The organism is Pedobacter sp. AC464, from assembly GCF_979253075.1.
On sequence record NZ_CEEDBV010000001.1, the window covers coordinates 314,607 to 331,295 of the forward strand.

Here is a 16,689-nt window from a genome sequence, read left to right on the forward strand (position 1 = left end):
TGTTAATTTTAGGCCGTGTTTGCTTAGAACATCCAATGGATATTTTTTGAGGAAATTAAGCAAATGCAATTTTTTATAAGCCCGAATAGTAATCGTAGCCCTGCTCTGCCCAATAATCATGTGGGCGACTGTTGCTGAATGACATTGACCCGATTCTTTTCAAATTCTTGATGCCATACTTAACTGGAATGATTAATCTTAACGGTGCTCCGTGTGCGGTGGTTATTGGTTGTCCGTTCATTTCGTAAGCCAAAATGGTTTGCGGATGCAACACGCTGTCACGCTCCAAACCAACATAATAGGCGCCATTGGGCGTTTCAAGGCCCATATAATTTTTTTCTGCAAGACCATCAAGCTTAAAATGCGTTAAAAAATCGCTAAGTCGAACGCCTCCCCAATGTTGTATCTGATCCCAGCCTTCAACACATTTAAAATCAAAAATGAGCTCGGTTTTAGGCAAAGCTTTTATTTCTTCAATGCCTATTTTAATTGATTGCAATGGCGAGATTTTTACTTCGAGTTTCCAGTTTTTTTCGTCAAAACTTTCGTCGTCTTCTATGCCGATAAGGCTATTTATACGAACTTTTTTTGCTGCCCTTTCTTTTGGATAAGTTTTTGCCAGGTGGCCATTGCTAAAAAAGTTGCGAAAGAAAAGTTCGGTTTTATTTAAAGCCCTTCTCAATGGTGCTTTTGCGCCTCCGGTAACGCCAGGTATTTCTTCGGGCGAGTGCAGCAGCCACTTCCAGCCTGCGAATGCACCACCGCCCAAGGCAAGAAATGTTGTAAAGGAAATAAAATTCCGGCGCTTTATTTTCTGCTCAACAGTAAGCGGCATCTTTACCTTTTCTTTAATGGGTTTTTCCATTTTCAGTATTATTTTCTTCTGTAATTTTTGAACCATGATCCACAACTTCAAAGCCCGAAATAACCGAGCGGAAATTGTTCCATCCTGCAAGGGCAACCTGAACAATATGTATTAAAAAGAACAATACATATCCAATAGTGAGCGTAAAATGAATTATTCTTGCGAAGTGGTAGCCCCCGCAAAGCCAGCAAAGCCAATAAAATTGCACTGGTTTGTAAATGGCGAGTCCGGTTATAACAGAACCAAAACCCATAACTATAATTGCGCTGTATGCAATTCTTTGTGCTGCATTGTATTTATTTTGCGGCGGTACGGTTTTTCTAATGTGCAAATCATGGAGCAAAACCAGCCATGCTTCTTTAAATGATTTTTTCTGCGGAATAAGTTCTCGCCACGCACCAGAAAAAATGGTGTAAATGATGTAAAGCAAGCCATTGATGAAAAAGAACCACATAAACAGGAAGTGATAAGCCATGCCTTCTGCCAAACGCTGTGGTACGTGAAAATAGTTGTAAAACCATTCCGGAAAAAACTTAATAAAGGTAACGCCGAATATCGAAATTCCATAGGCATCGTTCGCCCAGTAGATAAAAATCCCACTCCAAATCATAACAGAAAGCACCGGGAAATTTACCCAATGAGTCCATCGCATTAAAAAAGCATGTTTTTCCTTGATTTCTTTCATTGGTTTTTATTAGATGTACGGAATGTTATCACTGGATTGCCACCCCAGACAGTTCAGGAAGTTAATTGTTTTATTAAACATCAGCGCCATTTTAAGCCTTAGTCGCAGCCTTGACAAACTCCTTACAAAAAATAAAATATATTGTAAGGTATTTAAGTTTGGTGCGACTAAAAGGGTTAAGCATTATATTTATACAATGTAATCAAAAAAATGGCTCAAGAAAAACAAGACTTCATTGCGGGCGATAAACATATTAGCGATCCTATAAATTGGGTTGACACCTATGCTGATTACCTTTATCGTTTCGCGGTTTCAAAACTGAGGGACGAGGAAATTGCCAGAGATATAGTGCAGGATACTTTTTTAGCTGCATTGCAGCAACTAAAGGTTTTTAGGGGAGAAAGTAGCGAGAAAACATGGCTAACGGCGATATTGAGGAATAAGATTGCAGATTTTTACCGGAAACAGGCTTCGAAAGGCTTGCGTGAAATAGCGCATTCTGAAAGAGAACAACAGGATTTCTTCGATAATGAAAACGGGCATTGGAATGCTTTACATGCGCCGAAAGCTTTCGGTGTTGAAACAGACAACCCTTTGATGATGAAGGAACTCGGCGCCATATTAGATGGCTGCCTTAAAAAATTGCCTCCATTATGGTTCTCGGTTTTTTCCATGAAACATATGGATGATTCAGCATCGGAAAAAATTTGCCTTGAATTAAAAATTACAGATGCCAATTTTTGGGTAATTATGCATCGCACAAAACTAAACCTGAGGGCATGCCTTCAAAAATATTGGAACTGATGATGACCGGAACACTTAAAAAAATAATGTACAATTGCCGGCAGGCAACTTTTTTAATAGAGAAAAAAATGTTTGGGAAAATTTCTGCCGCAGAAAATCTACAGTTGCAGATACACCTTGCCGGATGTTCTGTTTGCAAAACGTACCAACACCAAAGTATATTGATTAATCGCTTGATTGCTGGTTTTGATGCTAAAAATGTAAAACTTGATGAGCAGTTTAAAATAAGTCTGAAGGAGCGAATTGAAAGCGAAATGAATAAAAATTAGAGGATTTGTAAGGAGTTTTGATGTACGGCGACTAAGCTGGAAACAAAAACTCAATAACATGAAAAATCAATTCCTAAAAGCTACCGTGAAGCTTTTCTTATCAGCTCTGGTTGTTTTATCCGTTTCTTTACCAAGTTTTGCTTATCGCCCACAGCAAGAAAAAATGTCGAAAATGAGTACAGAAAAAGTGGAGAAAAAGAAAATGGAGAAAGGCAAAATGTCGAAAATGAAAGCAGATTCGGGCAAAAAAACAAATGCAGGGAAACCTGCAATGTCGAAAGATAAAATGTCGAAAAGTAAAATGTAAAACAGGCGGGGGATGGAAAAATAATGCTCCGCTAATTTTTAAAATCTATTATGAAAAGAATTGTACTAATTATTACGCTTTTTGCCGCAACGGTATTAAATGCAAATGCTCAAAAGGGATTATCGGCCGGAATGAATGCCCCGGCTTTTAGTGGTGTAGATCAAAATGGTAAAAAGATTACGCTAAAATCCTTGCTAAAGGAGCATAAATCTGTCGTGGTGTTTTTTTACCGTGGTCAGTGGTGTCCATATTGCAACAAACACATTAAGGAGTTACAGGATTCGTTGCAAATGCTTACCGCTAAAAATGCTTATGTTATTGGTGTTACGCCAGAAACGAGTGAAAATATTGCGAAAACAATAAAGAAAACCAGTGCAGGCTTTTCCATTATTCAAGATAAAAACGATGAGATTATGAAAGCCTACGGCGTAAATTTTACGATGGACGATGCAACATTTTCAAAGTACAAAGGCTACGGTATCGATTTAGAAGCGAACAATGGCAACACGAGGCACACGCTTCCTGTCCCTGCAACCTACATCATTAATCGTTCTGGCAAGATAAAATTTGTGCATTTTGACCCTAATTATCAGAAGAGAGCATCTATACAATCTTTATTAAAAGAGCTTTAACAGTTAAACCTTGAAAAGTGACGGTTACGAATGATTAATGTTTTTGGCCTTTATTAATTTTGAAGAGATGTAATATTTGCGGAAAAAGGGCGTCGATTGTTTCTTCGACGCCGTTTTTTGAGCCTGGCAGCGTTAAAATAAGTGTTCCGCCAATAAAACCTGCAACGCCTCTTGATAACATGGCAAATGGCATACGTTCCTGGCCATAACGCCTCGCGGTTTCCATAATTCCATCAATTTTTTTGTCGAGAAGTGGTAGGATGGCTTCGGGCGTAACATCGCGTGGCGATAAACCTGTTCCGCCGGTAAAAATTAAAAGTTGATGTTCAGCGCCAGCCAGCGCATTTGCCTGCTTTCGAATTTTTTCAACTTCATCAGCAACAATTACATACTTAAGGGTATCAATCCCGAACTGCTCCAGTCGTGCAATTACGGCTTTGCCCGAATGGTCTTCGCTTCGTTTTTCAAAAACAGAATCAGAGCAAACTACAACGGCAGCTTTAAGTTCTGGAAACTTTTTATGCTTCAAATCAGACTTTCCTCCAGACTTTTCCAGCAGTTTTACATTTCTTATTTCGATGCCTTTGTCAATCGGCTTTAGCATATCGTACATCGTTAATGCAGTAACCGAAGCGCCATGCATCGCCTCAACCTCAACTCCGGTTTTATAAATGGTATGCACTTCAACGAAAATTTGTATCTCCAAATCGCTGATTTCGAATGTAATGCCGGTGTATTCTATAGGAAGGGGATGGCAATCTGGAATAACATCACTTGTTTTTTTTACCGCAAACAAGCCGGCCGCCCGGGCAAATTCGAACACATCGCCCTTAGGCACGGTTCTGTTAACAACCGCATCAATTGTTTCCTGTTTAGAAACGGATAAAGTTGCACTTGCAATTGCTTTACGTAAGGTATTCGATTTTTTAGTGATGTTTACCATATTAACTATTTTCTTTCCATTGATGCGATGAATCCGCAAAGATCTCTTTTCCCCAAATCGGCAGTTCGCCCTTAATTCTTTCTACAAGCTCGTTACAGGCATCAATTGCAGGTTTTCTGTGTTTTGATGAGGTGAATACAAAAAGGCAAATTTCGCCGGCCTTAATTTCGCCCAAACTGTGGTGTATGTGCATGCAACTCAGCGAATATTTACTAAAAATTTCCTCCCTGATTTCGTGCATCTTATTTAAGGCCAGTGCTTCGTACGCGGTATAATCTATTGCAGAAACCAGCTTTCCGTCTATTTCATCCATCCGCACCTGGCCCATAAAAATGCTGTGACCACCAATACCTGTTTTAGAGCCGTGATTGGCGATACTCTTCGCAATGAAATCGGGCGTTATTGGCCCGGCTACAAATATGTTTTTAATTTTCTTTTCGCTCATCTTACTGGTTTAAAAAATAATTCCGCCATTTGGCAATGCCGCCTTTTAGGCTGAATATGTTTTTTGTTCCTTTATATTTTTGATGCAGAATTTCTGCAGCGCCTATACTGCGTACACCATGTTGGCAAATTAAAACGATGTTTTCTTCGTTGATAACGGATGTTGCAAAGCTTTCGAACTCTGACATCGGTATTTGCCTGTACACACTAGTATTTAACCGCGGAAATTCGTGTCGCTCGCGAACATCGATTATCAATGTAGACGGTCGGGTACGTAACGCATTCATCTCATCCACATCGATCTCAATATAATTTTCGGTTAACTTAGGTTTGTGCACTTCGATAAAATCGGCTTCGCAGTTCATCTTTTTATATTCATCGGAGGGTGAAATCGTAATTTCATATTGTTGTTGAGTGAGCATGTTGTAATGAACCAGTCGGTTCGCCAGAGGTTTCCCAATTCCGGTAATTATTTTGATGATTTCGCCGGCAGCCATGGTGCCGATAACACCAGGAACTACGCCCAGAACCCCGTTTTCTGCACAATTCGGAATTTCTCCTGCCTTTGGCGGTACTGGGAATAAATCGCGGTAATTGGTATTAATTCCACGTTCATCATTTAAGTTGAAAACAGCTAACTGCCCTTCAAAGCCCGAAACAGCTGCAAACACCAAAGGCTTTTTTAATACTGTGCAGGCATCGTTTATGATATATCTGGATTCGAAATTATCCGTTCCATCAAATACTAAATCATATTTACTGATAATTTCCAATGCATTTAATTTGTCGATGGAAATGGGGTAGGCATCAACTTTTAAATCGGGGTTCAGTTGCTTAATCCGGTTGGCTGCTACGTCAACCTTCAATAATCCGACATCCGCCAGGCAAAACAATACCTGCCGGTGAAGGTTGGAAATTTCGACAACATCATGGTCTGCAGTGCCAATACAACCCACGCCGGCCGCGGCCAGATACTGCAGGGCAGGACAACCCAAACCACCTGCACCAACGACCAGTATTTTTGCTTTGCTAAGCTTTTCCTGTGCCTCGCTGCCGAAACCCCTCAAAATAATTTGCCTTTGATATCTGTCTGTATTCATTTTAACCTCCCGAAAATGGTGGCATTATCGCAATGCAGTCGTTGTTTTTAAGTTGAGCATTTTGCTGGACAATATTTTTATTTAAAGCCAGTTTGTATTTCATTTCTGCCAGGGCTGGATATTTTTTCTCCAGATATTGTTGCAGTTCATCAGTATTGCCAACGCCTTCAATTTCGATGGTTTGATTATCCATCAATTCCGAAATTTTTCCAAAGCTGATTATTTCTATATGCATTTTTTCGATTTTCAAATCAAGATTACGTTTACAACATCGCCGGCATTAAAACTTTCTTGTGCTTCGCGAAGCTCAATTAAACAATTCGCTATGGCAAACGAACTTAAACGATAGGATTCTTGTGCAGCCAGGGGCGTTGCTTTACCATCGCGATAATTTCCTTTTAAGAAATGAGTTAGGCCACTGGGTTTTTTGTAATCATGAGTTAACACTGCTTTAATTTCCTTCAAATGAACTGCCTTACCCGAAAGCTTTTTTATCGCCGGTACCACATAGTTATAATAGCAATTTAGCACCGAAGACGGATTTCCGGGTAAACCAAAAACAATTTTCTGCGCTTGCCTGCCGAAAAATAAAGGTTTGCCCGGCTTTTGTTTCACTTTATGAAATAGTTGTTCTACTCCACAAGCTACCGAAGCCTGGAGAACAAAATCATAATCGCCCACGCTTACACCGCCGGTCAGCAATACAACATCACTAGCTTGTAAAGCTTTTTCAAACACATCAGTAAGTTTTTCTAAAGAATCTTCGGCATTTAAAATTTCGATATCCGTAATGCCTTCGTTCTTCAACGCAGCCGAAAGCGAGTAAGAGTTCGATTCGTAAACCTGACCGAATTTTAGTGGTCGTCCGGGTTTTTGCAACTCATTACCTGTTAGAATTATGGAAATTTTCGGCATTGGGAAAACCGTTACCTCATAAATTCCGATACCTGCTAAAAATGCCAATGCTGCTGGGCTGAGCACATTGCCTTTTTCAATGGCGAGTTCACCTGCTTTAATTTCTGCACCAACCGGCCGAACATTGGCGCCTGATGTAAGTTTTTCATCATTTATCTGAATTTTATTTCCAGTTTTGATAACTTTCTCCTGCATGATAACCGTATCTGCGCCCTCAGGGAGTGGAGCTCCGGTAAAAATCCGGATGGCTTCGCCACGTTTTAAAGACAGCATTTGTTCCGTCCCAGCGGCCATTTCTCCAACCAAATCGAGTTCAATTTTTGTACTTTCAAAGCTAATTGCGTAGCCATCCATAGACGATTGCCTGAAAGCCGGAATGTCATAAACCCCGTGCACATCTTCTGCAAGAACATGATTTGAAGCCTGACTGATGGCTTTCTCAATCGGTTTTAAATGCGGCGTATGCTCATTAATAAGCTTTTTTGCTTCTTCAACACTTATCATTTATCCTCCGATTGTGATCATGCTACGGTTTTTTATGGCGTCTGTATCAAGGTTTTCAAAATTCGCAACTAATTGTCCGCCGAGTTCTTTTTTCTTGCTCCATATTGAAGACATGATTAATGGAAGCACATCTTCTTTGTTTCTCAATGCGTGGAGCAAATCGGTTTCCCCATCGGAGAAAAGGCAGTTTTTTAACTTTCCATCGGCAGTTAAACGCATGCGGTTGCAAGTGCTGCAGAATGGGGCAGTCATGGTGCTTATTATTGCGAAAGAACCCTCGTGACCAGGAATCATAAAATGTTTCGCGGTATCGTTAGGGGAAGATTCTACAGGTAAAATCACAAAACTTTTTTCTACAACGTCTAAAATTTCCTGCAGTGAAAACATCTTGTTGCTTGTCCACTTATTTCCTGTAAAAGGCATAAATTCTATAAACCTAATCTGAATTGGATTATGTTTAGTCCAATTGATAAAGTCTTTAATTTCACCATCATTGAGGCCTTTCATCACCACCATGTTTATTTTTACGGCTATTTTGTGCTGTAATAATAATTCTATATTGCTTCTTACCTGATGGAAAACATCGCGTCTGGTAATCATAAAGAATTTTTCAGGCTGGAGGGTATCCAGGCTGATATTTACCGTTTTAATGCCTGCTTCAATTAGCACTGGCAACATTTCTGCAATGCGGGTTCCGTTAGTGGTGATTACAAGCTCAACAGGAAGTTTTCCGAGTGCCGAGATTATTTCCGCGGCATCTTTTCGCACAAGTGGTTCTCCACCGGTTAAACGAATTTTTTTTACGCCTTGTTCTACAAAAATCTTCGCAAGTGCAAGTACTTCAGCAGGCTGCATTAGTCTTGAGGCAGGCGTAAAATCATATTCTTCTTCCGGCATGCAATAAAAACAGCGGAAATTGCAATTATCAGTTAATGATATCCGCAAATAATCATGCACTCTTCCAAATGAATCTGCTATCATTTATTGTTGATTAAATTGTTATAATCTGTTTCTGTATCAATATCAACCGCCCCTAAATCAAAAGGAATTGTAACAATATCATTCAGATTACGTTTTATTATACTTTTTGCACCATCCGAACCTTTTAAGTTGAGCAGTTCTTCGAAGTGTGTTCTATCAAATAAAGTAGGCGTTCCCTTTGTCTGCAAATAGGCAGAAGCAATAATGCTACTATCCGTTTGCTGCTTTGTACTAACTAACTGCTCAAATATTGCTGCGTTCAGGTAAACCTGGTCGGCAACGGCCAAAATTACACTTTCGAGTTCAGCATTAGCCTTCAACGCCTCCTGTAAGCCAATTGAAATACTGGAAGACATTCCGTTTTCCCAATTTTCATTCAATACAAATATAACGTCAGTTTTTATGGTCGCCGCCTTAATTTCGTTTTCGTAAGCACCAAGTACAACAATTATTGGCCTGAATTGTGTTTTAAGTGCTTCAGAAATGACATTATTCAGCAAGGTACTTCCGCCAAAAGTAAGCAGTTGTTTTGGTTTACCGAGCCGGGCAGAATTACCTGCCGCCAATATAATGATTGCTACAGCCATTAATGCTGTTTCAAATCATAGATATGAATCGGACTTTTCTTCTCTTTGAGCATTCCTGCCGAAGCGCCTATAAGCACTGCCTTAATTTCAGCAATAATGGAAATCGCGATTTCTTCGGCAGTTTCTGCGCCAATGTCTAATCCAATTGGTCCATGTACCCTAAATTCTTCTTCAGCTTTATTAAGTTCCTCAAGCATTCTGATTAGCTTCTTTTTTGGGCCGAGCGTGCCAATGTAAGGTGCATTAGTTTCCAGAAGTAACTTTAAAAGCGCTAAATCATAATTATAATTGTGCGTCATAAGTACGAAAGCGGTTTGTCCGTCGATTTCTATTTGCGGTAAAAGTTGCTCTGGTTTGGCCACGAAAACTTGTTTTGCTTTAGGGAATCTTTGTGTTGAGCAGTGTGTCTGTCGTCCGTCGGCTACAATCACTTCCCATCCTAATATATTCCCCATTTCGGCTAATGGTTGTGCATCGTTTCCTGCACCTGCAATAATAAGCTGAACAGGAGGAGGGACAAATTCAAGAAAGGCATCAAACTCATTTCCAGCGATTGAATAATTTTCGAACCGTGATATCTGTAGTTTCAAGACATCAAATGAATCATTTTTTACGGCTCCCGAAATTTCGGCAGGCAGTTTTTCCAGGCACCCATTTTCTCTAAATAATAGTGCAGTTCCCGGCTGCTCTTTTTGTTCAATGGAAAATAATGTCGCTACTACACAATTTTCCCTTCTACCGTTTGCGGCTTTCAAAACTTCGATGGGATTTATAGCCTCTTCGTTAAAAATTGGTTCGAAAAGAATGTGTACAATGCCATTGCAGCCCAGTTGAACACCAAATTTCGCATCGTCTTCATCCGTCGTGTCGTATGTAACGAGTTTATTTTTTCCCTGATGGATTGCAGACAATGCTTTTCGAAGTGCGTCGCCTTCCAAACAGCCACCGCTTATCGCACCGGTTAAATTGCCATCGTCGGTGATAAGCATTCGTGCTCCCGGACGCCTGTAAGATGAACCTTCTACCTTTACAACGGTAGCCAGGGCCGCTTTTCGGTTTTCTGTAATGGCGTTTTTATTGGCGAGAATGATGTCTGCAATTTCTTTCATAGGGTAGTGTAAAAGGGAGCAATAAGTGCTCCGGTTAAAATTAACGTAAATAGTGCCGAAATCAAAGGTTGTTGTCTAATTTGTATCGATATAACAGGTGCTTTATTGTAGTGTTTTAAAATTCAATGCACTCCCGAATATAACACAACTAAAGCTGGAATAGCCGCCCAAAGTTAAAGCAAGAAAAAAAAGATTGTACCGCATGCTTTATTTTCCTTACAGATTTTACCTTTGCAAGGAACCATAGCTCAAATCTCCTCAATAACTCAACATGAAAAACCATTTCTCCTCTGCGATTATTACGCTATTCCTTATTTTGGGCACGGTTTCTATTGCCGTTGCACAAGAAAAAGGCAAAGTAAAAATTAGTGGGGCGCTTTCAAAACCGCTTTCTTTAGATCAGGCCGATTTAAAAAAAATGCCAAGAATAACGGTTATCAGGAAGGATAAAAATAACAAAGAACACCAATATTCAGGAGTCTTGCTCTCTGCGTTACTATCTACAGCCGGGGCAAGCACAGGAAAGGAACTTCATGGGGAAAACCTGAAAAAATATGTTATCGCAACGGCCAGTGATGGATATAAGGTTGTTTTTGCGCTTGCTGAGTTAGATTCTGACTTCACCGATAATAAAATTATACTTGCTGATACGATTGATAATGTGCCCCTCGAAACTTCTGAAGGACCCTTTAAAATTGTAGTTCAAAATGATAAAAGGGCGGCCAGGTGCATGAGGCAGGTTGTTAGCATTAAAATAGCCATCGCGAAATAACATAACCACAAATTTTATTGCCATGATAAAATTAAAATATCTTTGTTTCAGTATTTTTACGCTGGCTTTAATTACTGCAAGTTTTGATTCAGCTGCTCAAAAACTGCGTATCGCGGTAGCTGCTAATGCGCAGGGCGTAATTAAAAAATTGCAAGCCGATTTTAGAAAAAGAACCGGCATAGAAACTGAAGCAATTACTGGCGCATCGGGAAAATTAACGGCCCAAATTATGAATGGAGCACCTTACGAGGTCTTTTTATCAGCTGATAATGAATTTCCGCAGAAACTGTACAGTGAGGGATTGGGCGTTGCGAAGCCTAAAGTTTATGCGTTAGGTAGTTTAATAGTTTGTGGTTTTGCCGGCGGCGATTTTAAAAAATGGCAAATAATGTTGGCAACTGAAGGGGTGAAAACAATTGCCATAGCAAACCCAAAAACTGCACCATATGGCAAGGCTGCAGCAGAAGCTTTAAAATATTACGGTTTGGACAACAAGGTTAATAAAAAGCTCGTATTCGGCGAAAGTATTGCTCAGGTAAATAACTACCTTCAAACTAAGGTTGCCGATGTCGCTTTTACAACCGAATCGTTTCTATACGAAAAAACTGGTAAGCCCGGGTTTCAATGGGCGAGGGTTGAGGCCAAAAGTTACAATGTAATTGAGCAGGGAGTTATCTTACTAAAATCAAGCGAAAAATCGGGCAATAGTCATGCAAAGAAATTTTACGATTATCTATCCTCAGCATCCGCACGAAAAATCATTTCGAATAATGGTTATCATCTTCCAAAATAATAACAGTTAACAGATGGAAATGGAGCCGATTTGGCTGAGCATTAAGCTTGCCACGATAACAACAATTTTTTTACTTTTTATCGGGATACCAGTTGCTTACTGGCTGTCGCGTAAACAAAATATTTTTAAGCTGATTATCGATGCATTTATAACCATGCCGCTGGTTTTGCCACCGTCAGTACTTGGTTTTTATCTGCTAATCGCGTTTAGTCCGAACAATGCATTCGGCATCTGGTTGCATCAGCATTTTAACCTGCAGCTCGTTTTCTCTTTTAAAGGCCTTATACTGGCATCGATTATTTATAGCCTTCCATTTATGGTTAGTCCGCTAAAGGCAGCCTTTTCTCACCTGCCAAAATCAATGTCAGAAGCGTCTTATGTTATGGGCAAATCCAAAATGAAAACCTTTTTTTACGTGCTTTTGCCAAACATTAAACCCGCTGTATTTACTGCCGCGGTACTTACTTTTGCGCATACGCTGGGAGAATTTGGCGTTGTTTTAATGATAGGGGGAAACATTCCGGGAGAAACAAAAGTAGCTTCTATAGCAATTTATGATGCCGTTGAAACGATGGATTACAGCGCAGCCAACGCTTATGCGCTTATTCTTTTTGCAATAACTTTTATCATTGTAATTGGTGTTTTTGTGCTCAACAGAAATGCTGTTAAAAGTCCCTTCGAATGATAAATATTAATATCGAAAAACAGATCGGCGGTAAGTATGGTGGTTTCAGGCTTGAGGTAAATACGGCTTTCCGGCTAAATACCATTACACAAATCTCTGGTCCTTCAGGGATAGGCAAAACCACCTTATTAAAAATTATTGCCGGTTTAACCACCCCGGATAACGGAACGCTTTCAGTTGATGAAGAAGTTTGGTTTGATAAAGAAAAACAATTCTCGAAAAGAGTTCAGGAACGTGAGGTTGGTTTTGTATTTCAGGATTATGCGCTTTTCCCGAATATGACGGTTGAGCAGCACCTTAAATTTGGTACGGATGATGCCTCATACATTAGTAGTTTACTTGAACTTGGTGAAATGAACCAGTTCAGAAAGCGGTATCCAAAACAACTTTCTGGCGGGCAACAACAACGTTTGGCCATACTCAGGGCCTTATCTACAAAACCCCGTTTTTTATTGTTGGATGAACCTTTTACAGCGCTTGATTCTGAATTGAAATTACGGATTACAACGCGGTTGAAAACCCTGTTTGAGTCGCAAAAAACAACGGTCATTTTCGTAAGTCATTTGCCCAATGAGTTCGGTGAGGACGACTGCCATGTGTTTGCACTCGTCGGAAGCTGAAGTGATTTAAGTTATGCTCCGCAAAAAACAACTGTAGAAAAAAGCGCTGAAATTTGAGCGTTTGCAAGCAGAATAGCTTTCCTTTCAATCGGTATTTTATGCAAATTCTGCTATCTTTGCGACTCAATTAAATATGCTCATTTAGTGGTTAATGTAAATAATATTTCAGTTTCGTTTGGCGGAACTACGCTCTTCAGCGACGTAACTTTTTCTATAAACGAAAATGATAAAATTGCCCTGATGGGTAAAAACGGGGCGGGTAAATCAACCATGCTAAAAATTATTGCCGGTGCTACCAAACCAACTTCCGGCAATGTTACCGGCCCGAAAGAAGCTGTAATTGCCTATCTTCCTCAGCATTTGCTTACTCAAGATAATGTTACCGTTTTTGAGGAAACAATGAAGGCATTTGAAGAGGTAAACCTGATGCAGAAAGCATTAGACGAACTGAATGAACAGCTTACCATCCGTACCGATTATGAAACGGACGACTACATGAAGCTTATTGAACGGGTATCGGAACTGAGTGAAAAATTTTACTCGATTGAGGAAATAAATTATGATGCAGAGGTAGAAAAAGTACTAAAAGGCCTAGGTTTCGAACGAAAAGATTTTACCAGGCAAACTTCCGAGTTTTCTGGAGGTTGGCGGATGCGGATTGAACTCGCAAAAATTCTGCTAAAAAAGCCCGATTTGATTTTACTTGATGAGCCAACCAACCATATGGATATCGAAAGTATACAATGGCTGGAAGATTTTCTCGTTAATTCGGCAAAAGCGGTTATGGTTATCTCACACGACCGTGCTTTTGTAGATAACATTACTAACCGCACCATAGAAGTTACTATGGGCAGAATTTATGACTATAAAGCTAAATACAGCCATTATCTCCAGTTGCGTGCAGATCGCAGATTACACCAGTTAAAGGCCTATGAAGAGCAGCAACGTTTTATTGCAGATAATCAGGAATTTATAGACAGATTCAGAGGTACTTACTCCAAAACTTTGCAAGTACAATCGCGGGTAAAGATGCTGGAAAAACTTGAGGTAATCGAAATTGATGAAGTGGATACATCGGCATTGCGTTTAAAATTTCCACCATCTCCACGCTCTGGTCAATATCCGGTAATGGTAGAAGAACTTACAAAATCGTATGGCAACCATACGGTTTTTGAGAAAGCATCGATGGTAATTGAGAGAGGGGAAAAAGTAGCTTTTGTGGGTAAGAACGGCGAAGGAAAATCGACAATGATAAAAGCCATAATGGGCGAAATTGACTTTGAAGGAGGATTGAAAGTTGGTCACAATGCTAAAATCGGCTATTTCGCTCAAAATCAAGCTGCTTTGCTCGATGAAAGTTTGACGGTTTTCGAAACCATAGACCAAATTCCACTAAGCGATGGCACAATTAAAATTAAGGATTTGTTAGGTGCTTTTATGTTTAGCGGCGATGATACGACCAAGAAAGTAAAGGTGTTATCTGGTGGCGAAAAAACACGTTTGGCAATGATAAAGTTGCTGTTAGAACCGGTTAATGTGTTAATTCTGGATGAGCCGACGAACCATTTAGACATGAAAACTAAAGATATTATTAAGGATGCATTGAAAGATTTCGATGGTACGCTGATTCTCGTTTCACACGACAGGGATTTCCTTGATGGCCTGGCTCAAAAAGTATTTGAATTTGGAAATAAACGCGTTCGCGAACATTTCGAAGACATTAAAGGTTTTCTCGCTTATAAAAAGATGAATAGCCTTAAAGAAATTGAGCAAGGTTAGGTGTAAAGGCGGAAATTAATTTCACAACAATAACAATCGTTTATGGTAATTCGACTATTGTGGTTTCGCTATGCCGAGGAAAAAAATTCCAGAATAATGGGACTGTTAAATTAAATTTTAATTTTTTCCCGGAATAATCCTTCTAACTGCATGGCGTTGAAAGCGGCATAGGCTTTCTCATCGTTATCAAAATACAGGTACACATCTTTGTTTTCTTTCAGCTGCTTACTGGCAAAATCCAGCCAGGTGTAGAGGCTTTGCAAATCGTAGCTTCCCTGGTACTTTTGGCCACTGCCATGCAATCTTATGTAAGTGAAATCAGCGGTGACGGCAAGTGGCGATTGATGTCCGGCCAAATGATAAATACAAAATGCACAATTATAAGCCTTGAGTGTATCATATACCTGATTGTTGTACCACGAAGTATCGCGAAATTCAAATGCATACCGATAACCTGCTGGCAACAAATTCAGAAATCTTTCTAAGCGTTCGATATTCAACTTCCATTTTGGTGGTAGCTGGAAAAGGATTGGGCCTAATTTTTCTCCAAGTACAGCGCATGATGCCACGAACCTTTCCAGGTCTACACGGTTTACATTCAGCTTTTTCATGTGCGTGAAAAACCGATTTGCCTTAACTGAGAAAATGAAATTTTTTGGAACAATTTCCCGCCATTTAATAAAATTTTCTAAGGTTGGCTGGCGATAGAATGAATTGTTTAATTCTACCGATGTAAAGTTTTGGGTATAGAAAGCAAGTTGCCCATCTTTGGTAACTTCCGGTGGATAAAATGTTTCCTGCCAGTGTGGGTAATTCCATCCAGAAGTGCCAACAAAATTCTTCCCTCTTTTCATTTTTGTTAAGCGGCAAAATAAATCAGTTGCGTTGTAGTTTAGGAACCGAAAGAATATGTTGTGGTGAAAACCTTGGAAGATTGTTTTTATATTCCTTTCTTATAATGTTGTTAATGGTATCAAGAAATTTCGAGAAAAACACCGGTTTAACCAGGTACTGGTCGCCTCCCGCCTGGAAGGCATCCAATGCGAATTGATTGCAACCTGTAATAAAAACAATGTATTTCACTTTTGGTCTGAGGCTTACCGCAACATCCAGCCCTGAACTATTGCCCATTCTTATATCTAAAAACAAGAAATCTATATCTTCAAAACTATCAAAATCATCTATTGCCCTAACTGGGTTGAGGTAAAATTTTATTAATGCCAGTTTCGGTACTTCTTTTAGGTAGTTAGACAACAAAAATATAAAATTAGGGTCGTCATCAACGATTATACACCTGTAGTTTTTTCTACTTTGTTTCATAGCTAAGGTTCTGTGTATGTAGCAATTGGTTTATGTTATCTTGCAAACTGCCCGTCTGTTGCACACTTGAAGCGAGCTCGCTGATGATAGCAAGGTGTTTCTCGATCTGTCGTCTGAAAATTCTTTCTTTAATGCCCGAAATCGGATACATTAAGTCTTCGCTATACTTTAAAATTGTTTTATCACCCAGTTGCGATGTTTGATAACTTACCAACGAAAAGACTTTGTTGCCCTGATTTACATCAAATTTGATGTAGGTGAACAATTCCATAGGCTTTATACGAAGAATTTTCCCGAAGAAATTTCCTCTTCCATCAATTCCATGCCACTCTATTAAACTGTTTGCCTGCCAGTTCGATGAGAAATATCCACCCTTTTGGCTATAGTGCTGGCGGGATATTAAAACACTCCAAACTACATGTGCCGGAGCGTTAATTTCAATGATTTTAGTTTCCATTTTGTTAATCAAAAACCAAATTTAAACCAATGAAACTTAAAATAAACGCCTTTAAAACCGAAAGGGTAGTTATCCTGATGAAACGGGTATTAAGTGTTAAAAGCTAATTTTAAAGTAC

General features: G+C 39.6%; 22 protein-coding genes. 9 read left to right on the top strand and 13 right to left on the bottom strand.

Translation table 11 applies throughout. The features are described from left to right. Positions 1–73: 73 nt before the first annotated feature. Positions 74–865, bottom strand: coding sequence for a molybdopterin-dependent oxidoreductase (locus AC0IWT_RS01300; RefSeq protein ID WP_471795639.1), 792 nt, complete (start codon positions 863–865; stop codon positions 74–76). Next, positions 849–1,550, bottom strand: coding sequence for a cytochrome b/b6 domain-containing protein (locus AC0IWT_RS01305; RefSeq protein WP_471795640.1), 702 nt, complete (start codon positions 1,548–1,550; stop codon positions 849–851). The genes AC0IWT_RS01300 and AC0IWT_RS01305 overlap by 17 nt, the downstream gene beginning before the upstream one ends. Positions 1,551–1,760: 210 nt before the next feature. Here AC0IWT_RS01305 and AC0IWT_RS01310 point away from each other — a divergent pair, with 210 nt between their 5' ends. Genes AC0IWT_RS01310 through AC0IWT_RS01325 form a run of 4 tightly spaced genes read left to right on the top strand, consistent with a single transcriptional unit; the run spans position 1,761 to position 3,562 of the window. Next, positions 1,761–2,354, top strand: coding sequence for a sigma-70 family RNA polymerase sigma factor (locus AC0IWT_RS01310; RefSeq protein WP_471795641.1), 594 nt, complete (start codon positions 1,761–1,763; stop codon positions 2,352–2,354). Next, positions 2,330–2,623 carry a hypothetical protein gene (locus AC0IWT_RS01315; RefSeq protein WP_471795642.1) on the top strand — a complete coding sequence of 98 codons (294 nt, stop codon included), beginning with the start codon at positions 2,330–2,332 and terminating at the stop codon, positions 2,621–2,623. The genes AC0IWT_RS01310 and AC0IWT_RS01315 overlap by 25 nt, the downstream gene beginning before the upstream one ends. Before the next feature lie 58 nt (positions 2,624–2,681). After that, positions 2,682–2,930 carry a hypothetical protein gene (locus AC0IWT_RS01320; RefSeq protein WP_471795643.1) on the top strand — a complete coding sequence of 83 codons (249 nt, stop codon included), beginning with the start codon at positions 2,682–2,684 and terminating at the stop codon, positions 2,928–2,930. Positions 2,931–2,980: 50 nt separating this feature from the next. Continuing rightward, a complete protein-coding gene (locus AC0IWT_RS01325; protein ID WP_471795644.1) occupies positions 2,981–3,562 on the top strand; it encodes a peroxiredoxin-like family protein in 582 nt (193 codons plus the stop codon). 34 nt (positions 3,563–3,596) lie between these two features. Here AC0IWT_RS01325 and moaCB read toward each other — a convergent pair whose 3' ends face one another. Genes moaCB through AC0IWT_RS01365 form a run of 8 tightly spaced genes read right to left on the bottom strand, consistent with a single transcriptional unit; the run spans position 3,597 to position 10,145 of the window. Continuing rightward, positions 3,597–4,505, bottom strand: coding sequence for a bifunctional molybdenum cofactor biosynthesis protein MoaC/MoaB (moaCB, locus tag AC0IWT_RS01330; RefSeq protein WP_471795645.1), 909 nt, complete (start codon positions 4,503–4,505; stop codon positions 3,597–3,599). Position 4,506: 1 nt separating this feature from the next. Then, the gene (locus AC0IWT_RS01335) at positions 4,507–4,950 is read right to left on the bottom strand and encodes a molybdenum cofactor biosynthesis protein MoaE (RefSeq protein ID WP_471795646.1); all 444 of its coding nucleotides are present in this window, start codon (positions 4,948–4,950) and stop codon (positions 4,507–4,509) included. A 1-nt stretch (position 4,951) separates the two neighbouring features. Then, positions 4,952–6,049, bottom strand: a complete 1,098-nt coding sequence (locus tag AC0IWT_RS01340) for a ThiF family adenylyltransferase (RefSeq protein ID WP_471795647.1) — start codon at positions 6,047–6,049, stop codon at positions 4,952–4,954. A 1-nt stretch (position 6,050) separates the two neighbouring features. Further along, positions 6,051–6,284 carry a MoaD/ThiS family protein gene (locus AC0IWT_RS01345; protein ID WP_471795648.1) on the bottom strand — a complete coding sequence of 78 codons (234 nt, stop codon included), beginning with the start codon at positions 6,282–6,284 and terminating at the stop codon, positions 6,051–6,053. Between the two features lie 11 nt (positions 6,285–6,295). Beyond that, positions 6,296–7,468: a molybdopterin molybdotransferase MoeA gene (locus AC0IWT_RS01350; RefSeq protein WP_471795649.1), complete on the bottom strand. Its 1,173-nt coding sequence runs from the start codon at positions 7,466–7,468 to the stop codon at positions 6,296–6,298. Beyond that, entirely contained in the window at positions 7,469–8,449 is a 981-nt protein-coding gene (gene moaA / locus AC0IWT_RS01355) for a GTP 3',8-cyclase MoaA (RefSeq protein ID WP_471795650.1), read from the bottom strand. After that, positions 8,446–9,036, bottom strand: a complete 591-nt coding sequence (locus tag AC0IWT_RS01360) for a nucleotidyltransferase family protein (RefSeq protein ID WP_471795651.1) — start codon at positions 9,034–9,036, stop codon at positions 8,446–8,448. The genes moaA and AC0IWT_RS01360 overlap by 4 nt, the downstream gene beginning before the upstream one ends. Continuing rightward, positions 9,036–10,145, bottom strand: a complete 1,110-nt coding sequence (locus tag AC0IWT_RS01365; protein ID WP_471795652.1) for an XdhC family protein — start codon at positions 10,143–10,145, stop codon at positions 9,036–9,038. Before AC0IWT_RS01365 ends, AC0IWT_RS01360 begins: the two co-directional genes overlap by 1 nt. A 271-nt stretch (positions 10,146–10,416) precedes the next feature. Between AC0IWT_RS01365 and AC0IWT_RS01370 the strand changes: the two genes are divergently transcribed. The 5 genes from AC0IWT_RS01370 to AC0IWT_RS01390 all read left to right on the top strand — a co-directional run bounded on the left by AC0IWT_RS01370 (position 10,417) and on the right by AC0IWT_RS01390 (position 14,794). After that, positions 10,417–10,917: a molybdopterin-binding protein gene (locus tag AC0IWT_RS01370; protein WP_471795653.1), complete on the top strand. Its 501-nt coding sequence runs from the start codon at positions 10,417–10,419 to the stop codon at positions 10,915–10,917. 22 nt (positions 10,918–10,939) lie between these two features. Beyond that, the gene (gene modA / locus AC0IWT_RS01375) at positions 10,940–11,710 is read left to right on the top strand and encodes a molybdate ABC transporter substrate-binding protein (protein WP_471795654.1); all 771 of its coding nucleotides are present in this window, start codon (positions 10,940–10,942) and stop codon (positions 11,708–11,710) included. 19 nt (positions 11,711–11,729) lie between these two features. Next, entirely contained in the window at positions 11,730–12,395 is a 666-nt protein-coding gene (gene modB, locus AC0IWT_RS01380; protein ID WP_471795655.1) for a molybdate ABC transporter permease subunit, read from the top strand. After that, complete coding sequence (locus AC0IWT_RS01385; RefSeq protein ID WP_471795656.1) at positions 12,392–13,015, top strand: ATP-binding cassette domain-containing protein; 624 nt, start codon at positions 12,392–12,394, stop codon at positions 13,013–13,015. The genes modB and AC0IWT_RS01385 overlap by 4 nt, the downstream gene beginning before the upstream one ends. A 144-nt stretch (positions 13,016–13,159) precedes the next feature. Beyond that, entirely contained in the window at positions 13,160–14,794 is a 1,635-nt protein-coding gene (locus tag AC0IWT_RS01390; RefSeq protein ID WP_471795657.1) for an ABC-F family ATP-binding cassette domain-containing protein, read from the top strand. A gap of 110 nt (positions 14,795–14,904) precedes the next feature. Here AC0IWT_RS01390 and AC0IWT_RS01395 read toward each other — a convergent pair whose 3' ends face one another. The 3 genes from AC0IWT_RS01395 to AC0IWT_RS01405 are packed head-to-tail and all read right to left on the bottom strand — an operon-like array spanning position 14,905 to position 16,571. After that, on the bottom strand, positions 14,905–15,648 hold the full coding sequence (locus AC0IWT_RS01395; protein ID WP_471795658.1) for a DUF72 domain-containing protein: 744 nt from the start codon (positions 15,646–15,648) through the stop codon (positions 14,905–14,907). 22 nt (positions 15,649–15,670) lie between these two features. Further along, positions 15,671–16,114 (bottom strand): LytR/AlgR family response regulator transcription factor, encoded by a 444-nt coding sequence (locus tag AC0IWT_RS01400; RefSeq protein WP_471795659.1) that lies wholly within the window; start codon positions 16,112–16,114, stop codon positions 15,671–15,673. Further along, positions 16,101–16,571, bottom strand: coding sequence for an SRPBCC family protein (locus tag AC0IWT_RS01405; protein ID WP_471795660.1), 471 nt, complete (start codon positions 16,569–16,571; stop codon positions 16,101–16,103). Before AC0IWT_RS01405 ends, AC0IWT_RS01400 begins: the two co-directional genes overlap by 14 nt. Positions 16,572–16,689: the final 118 nt, after the last annotated feature.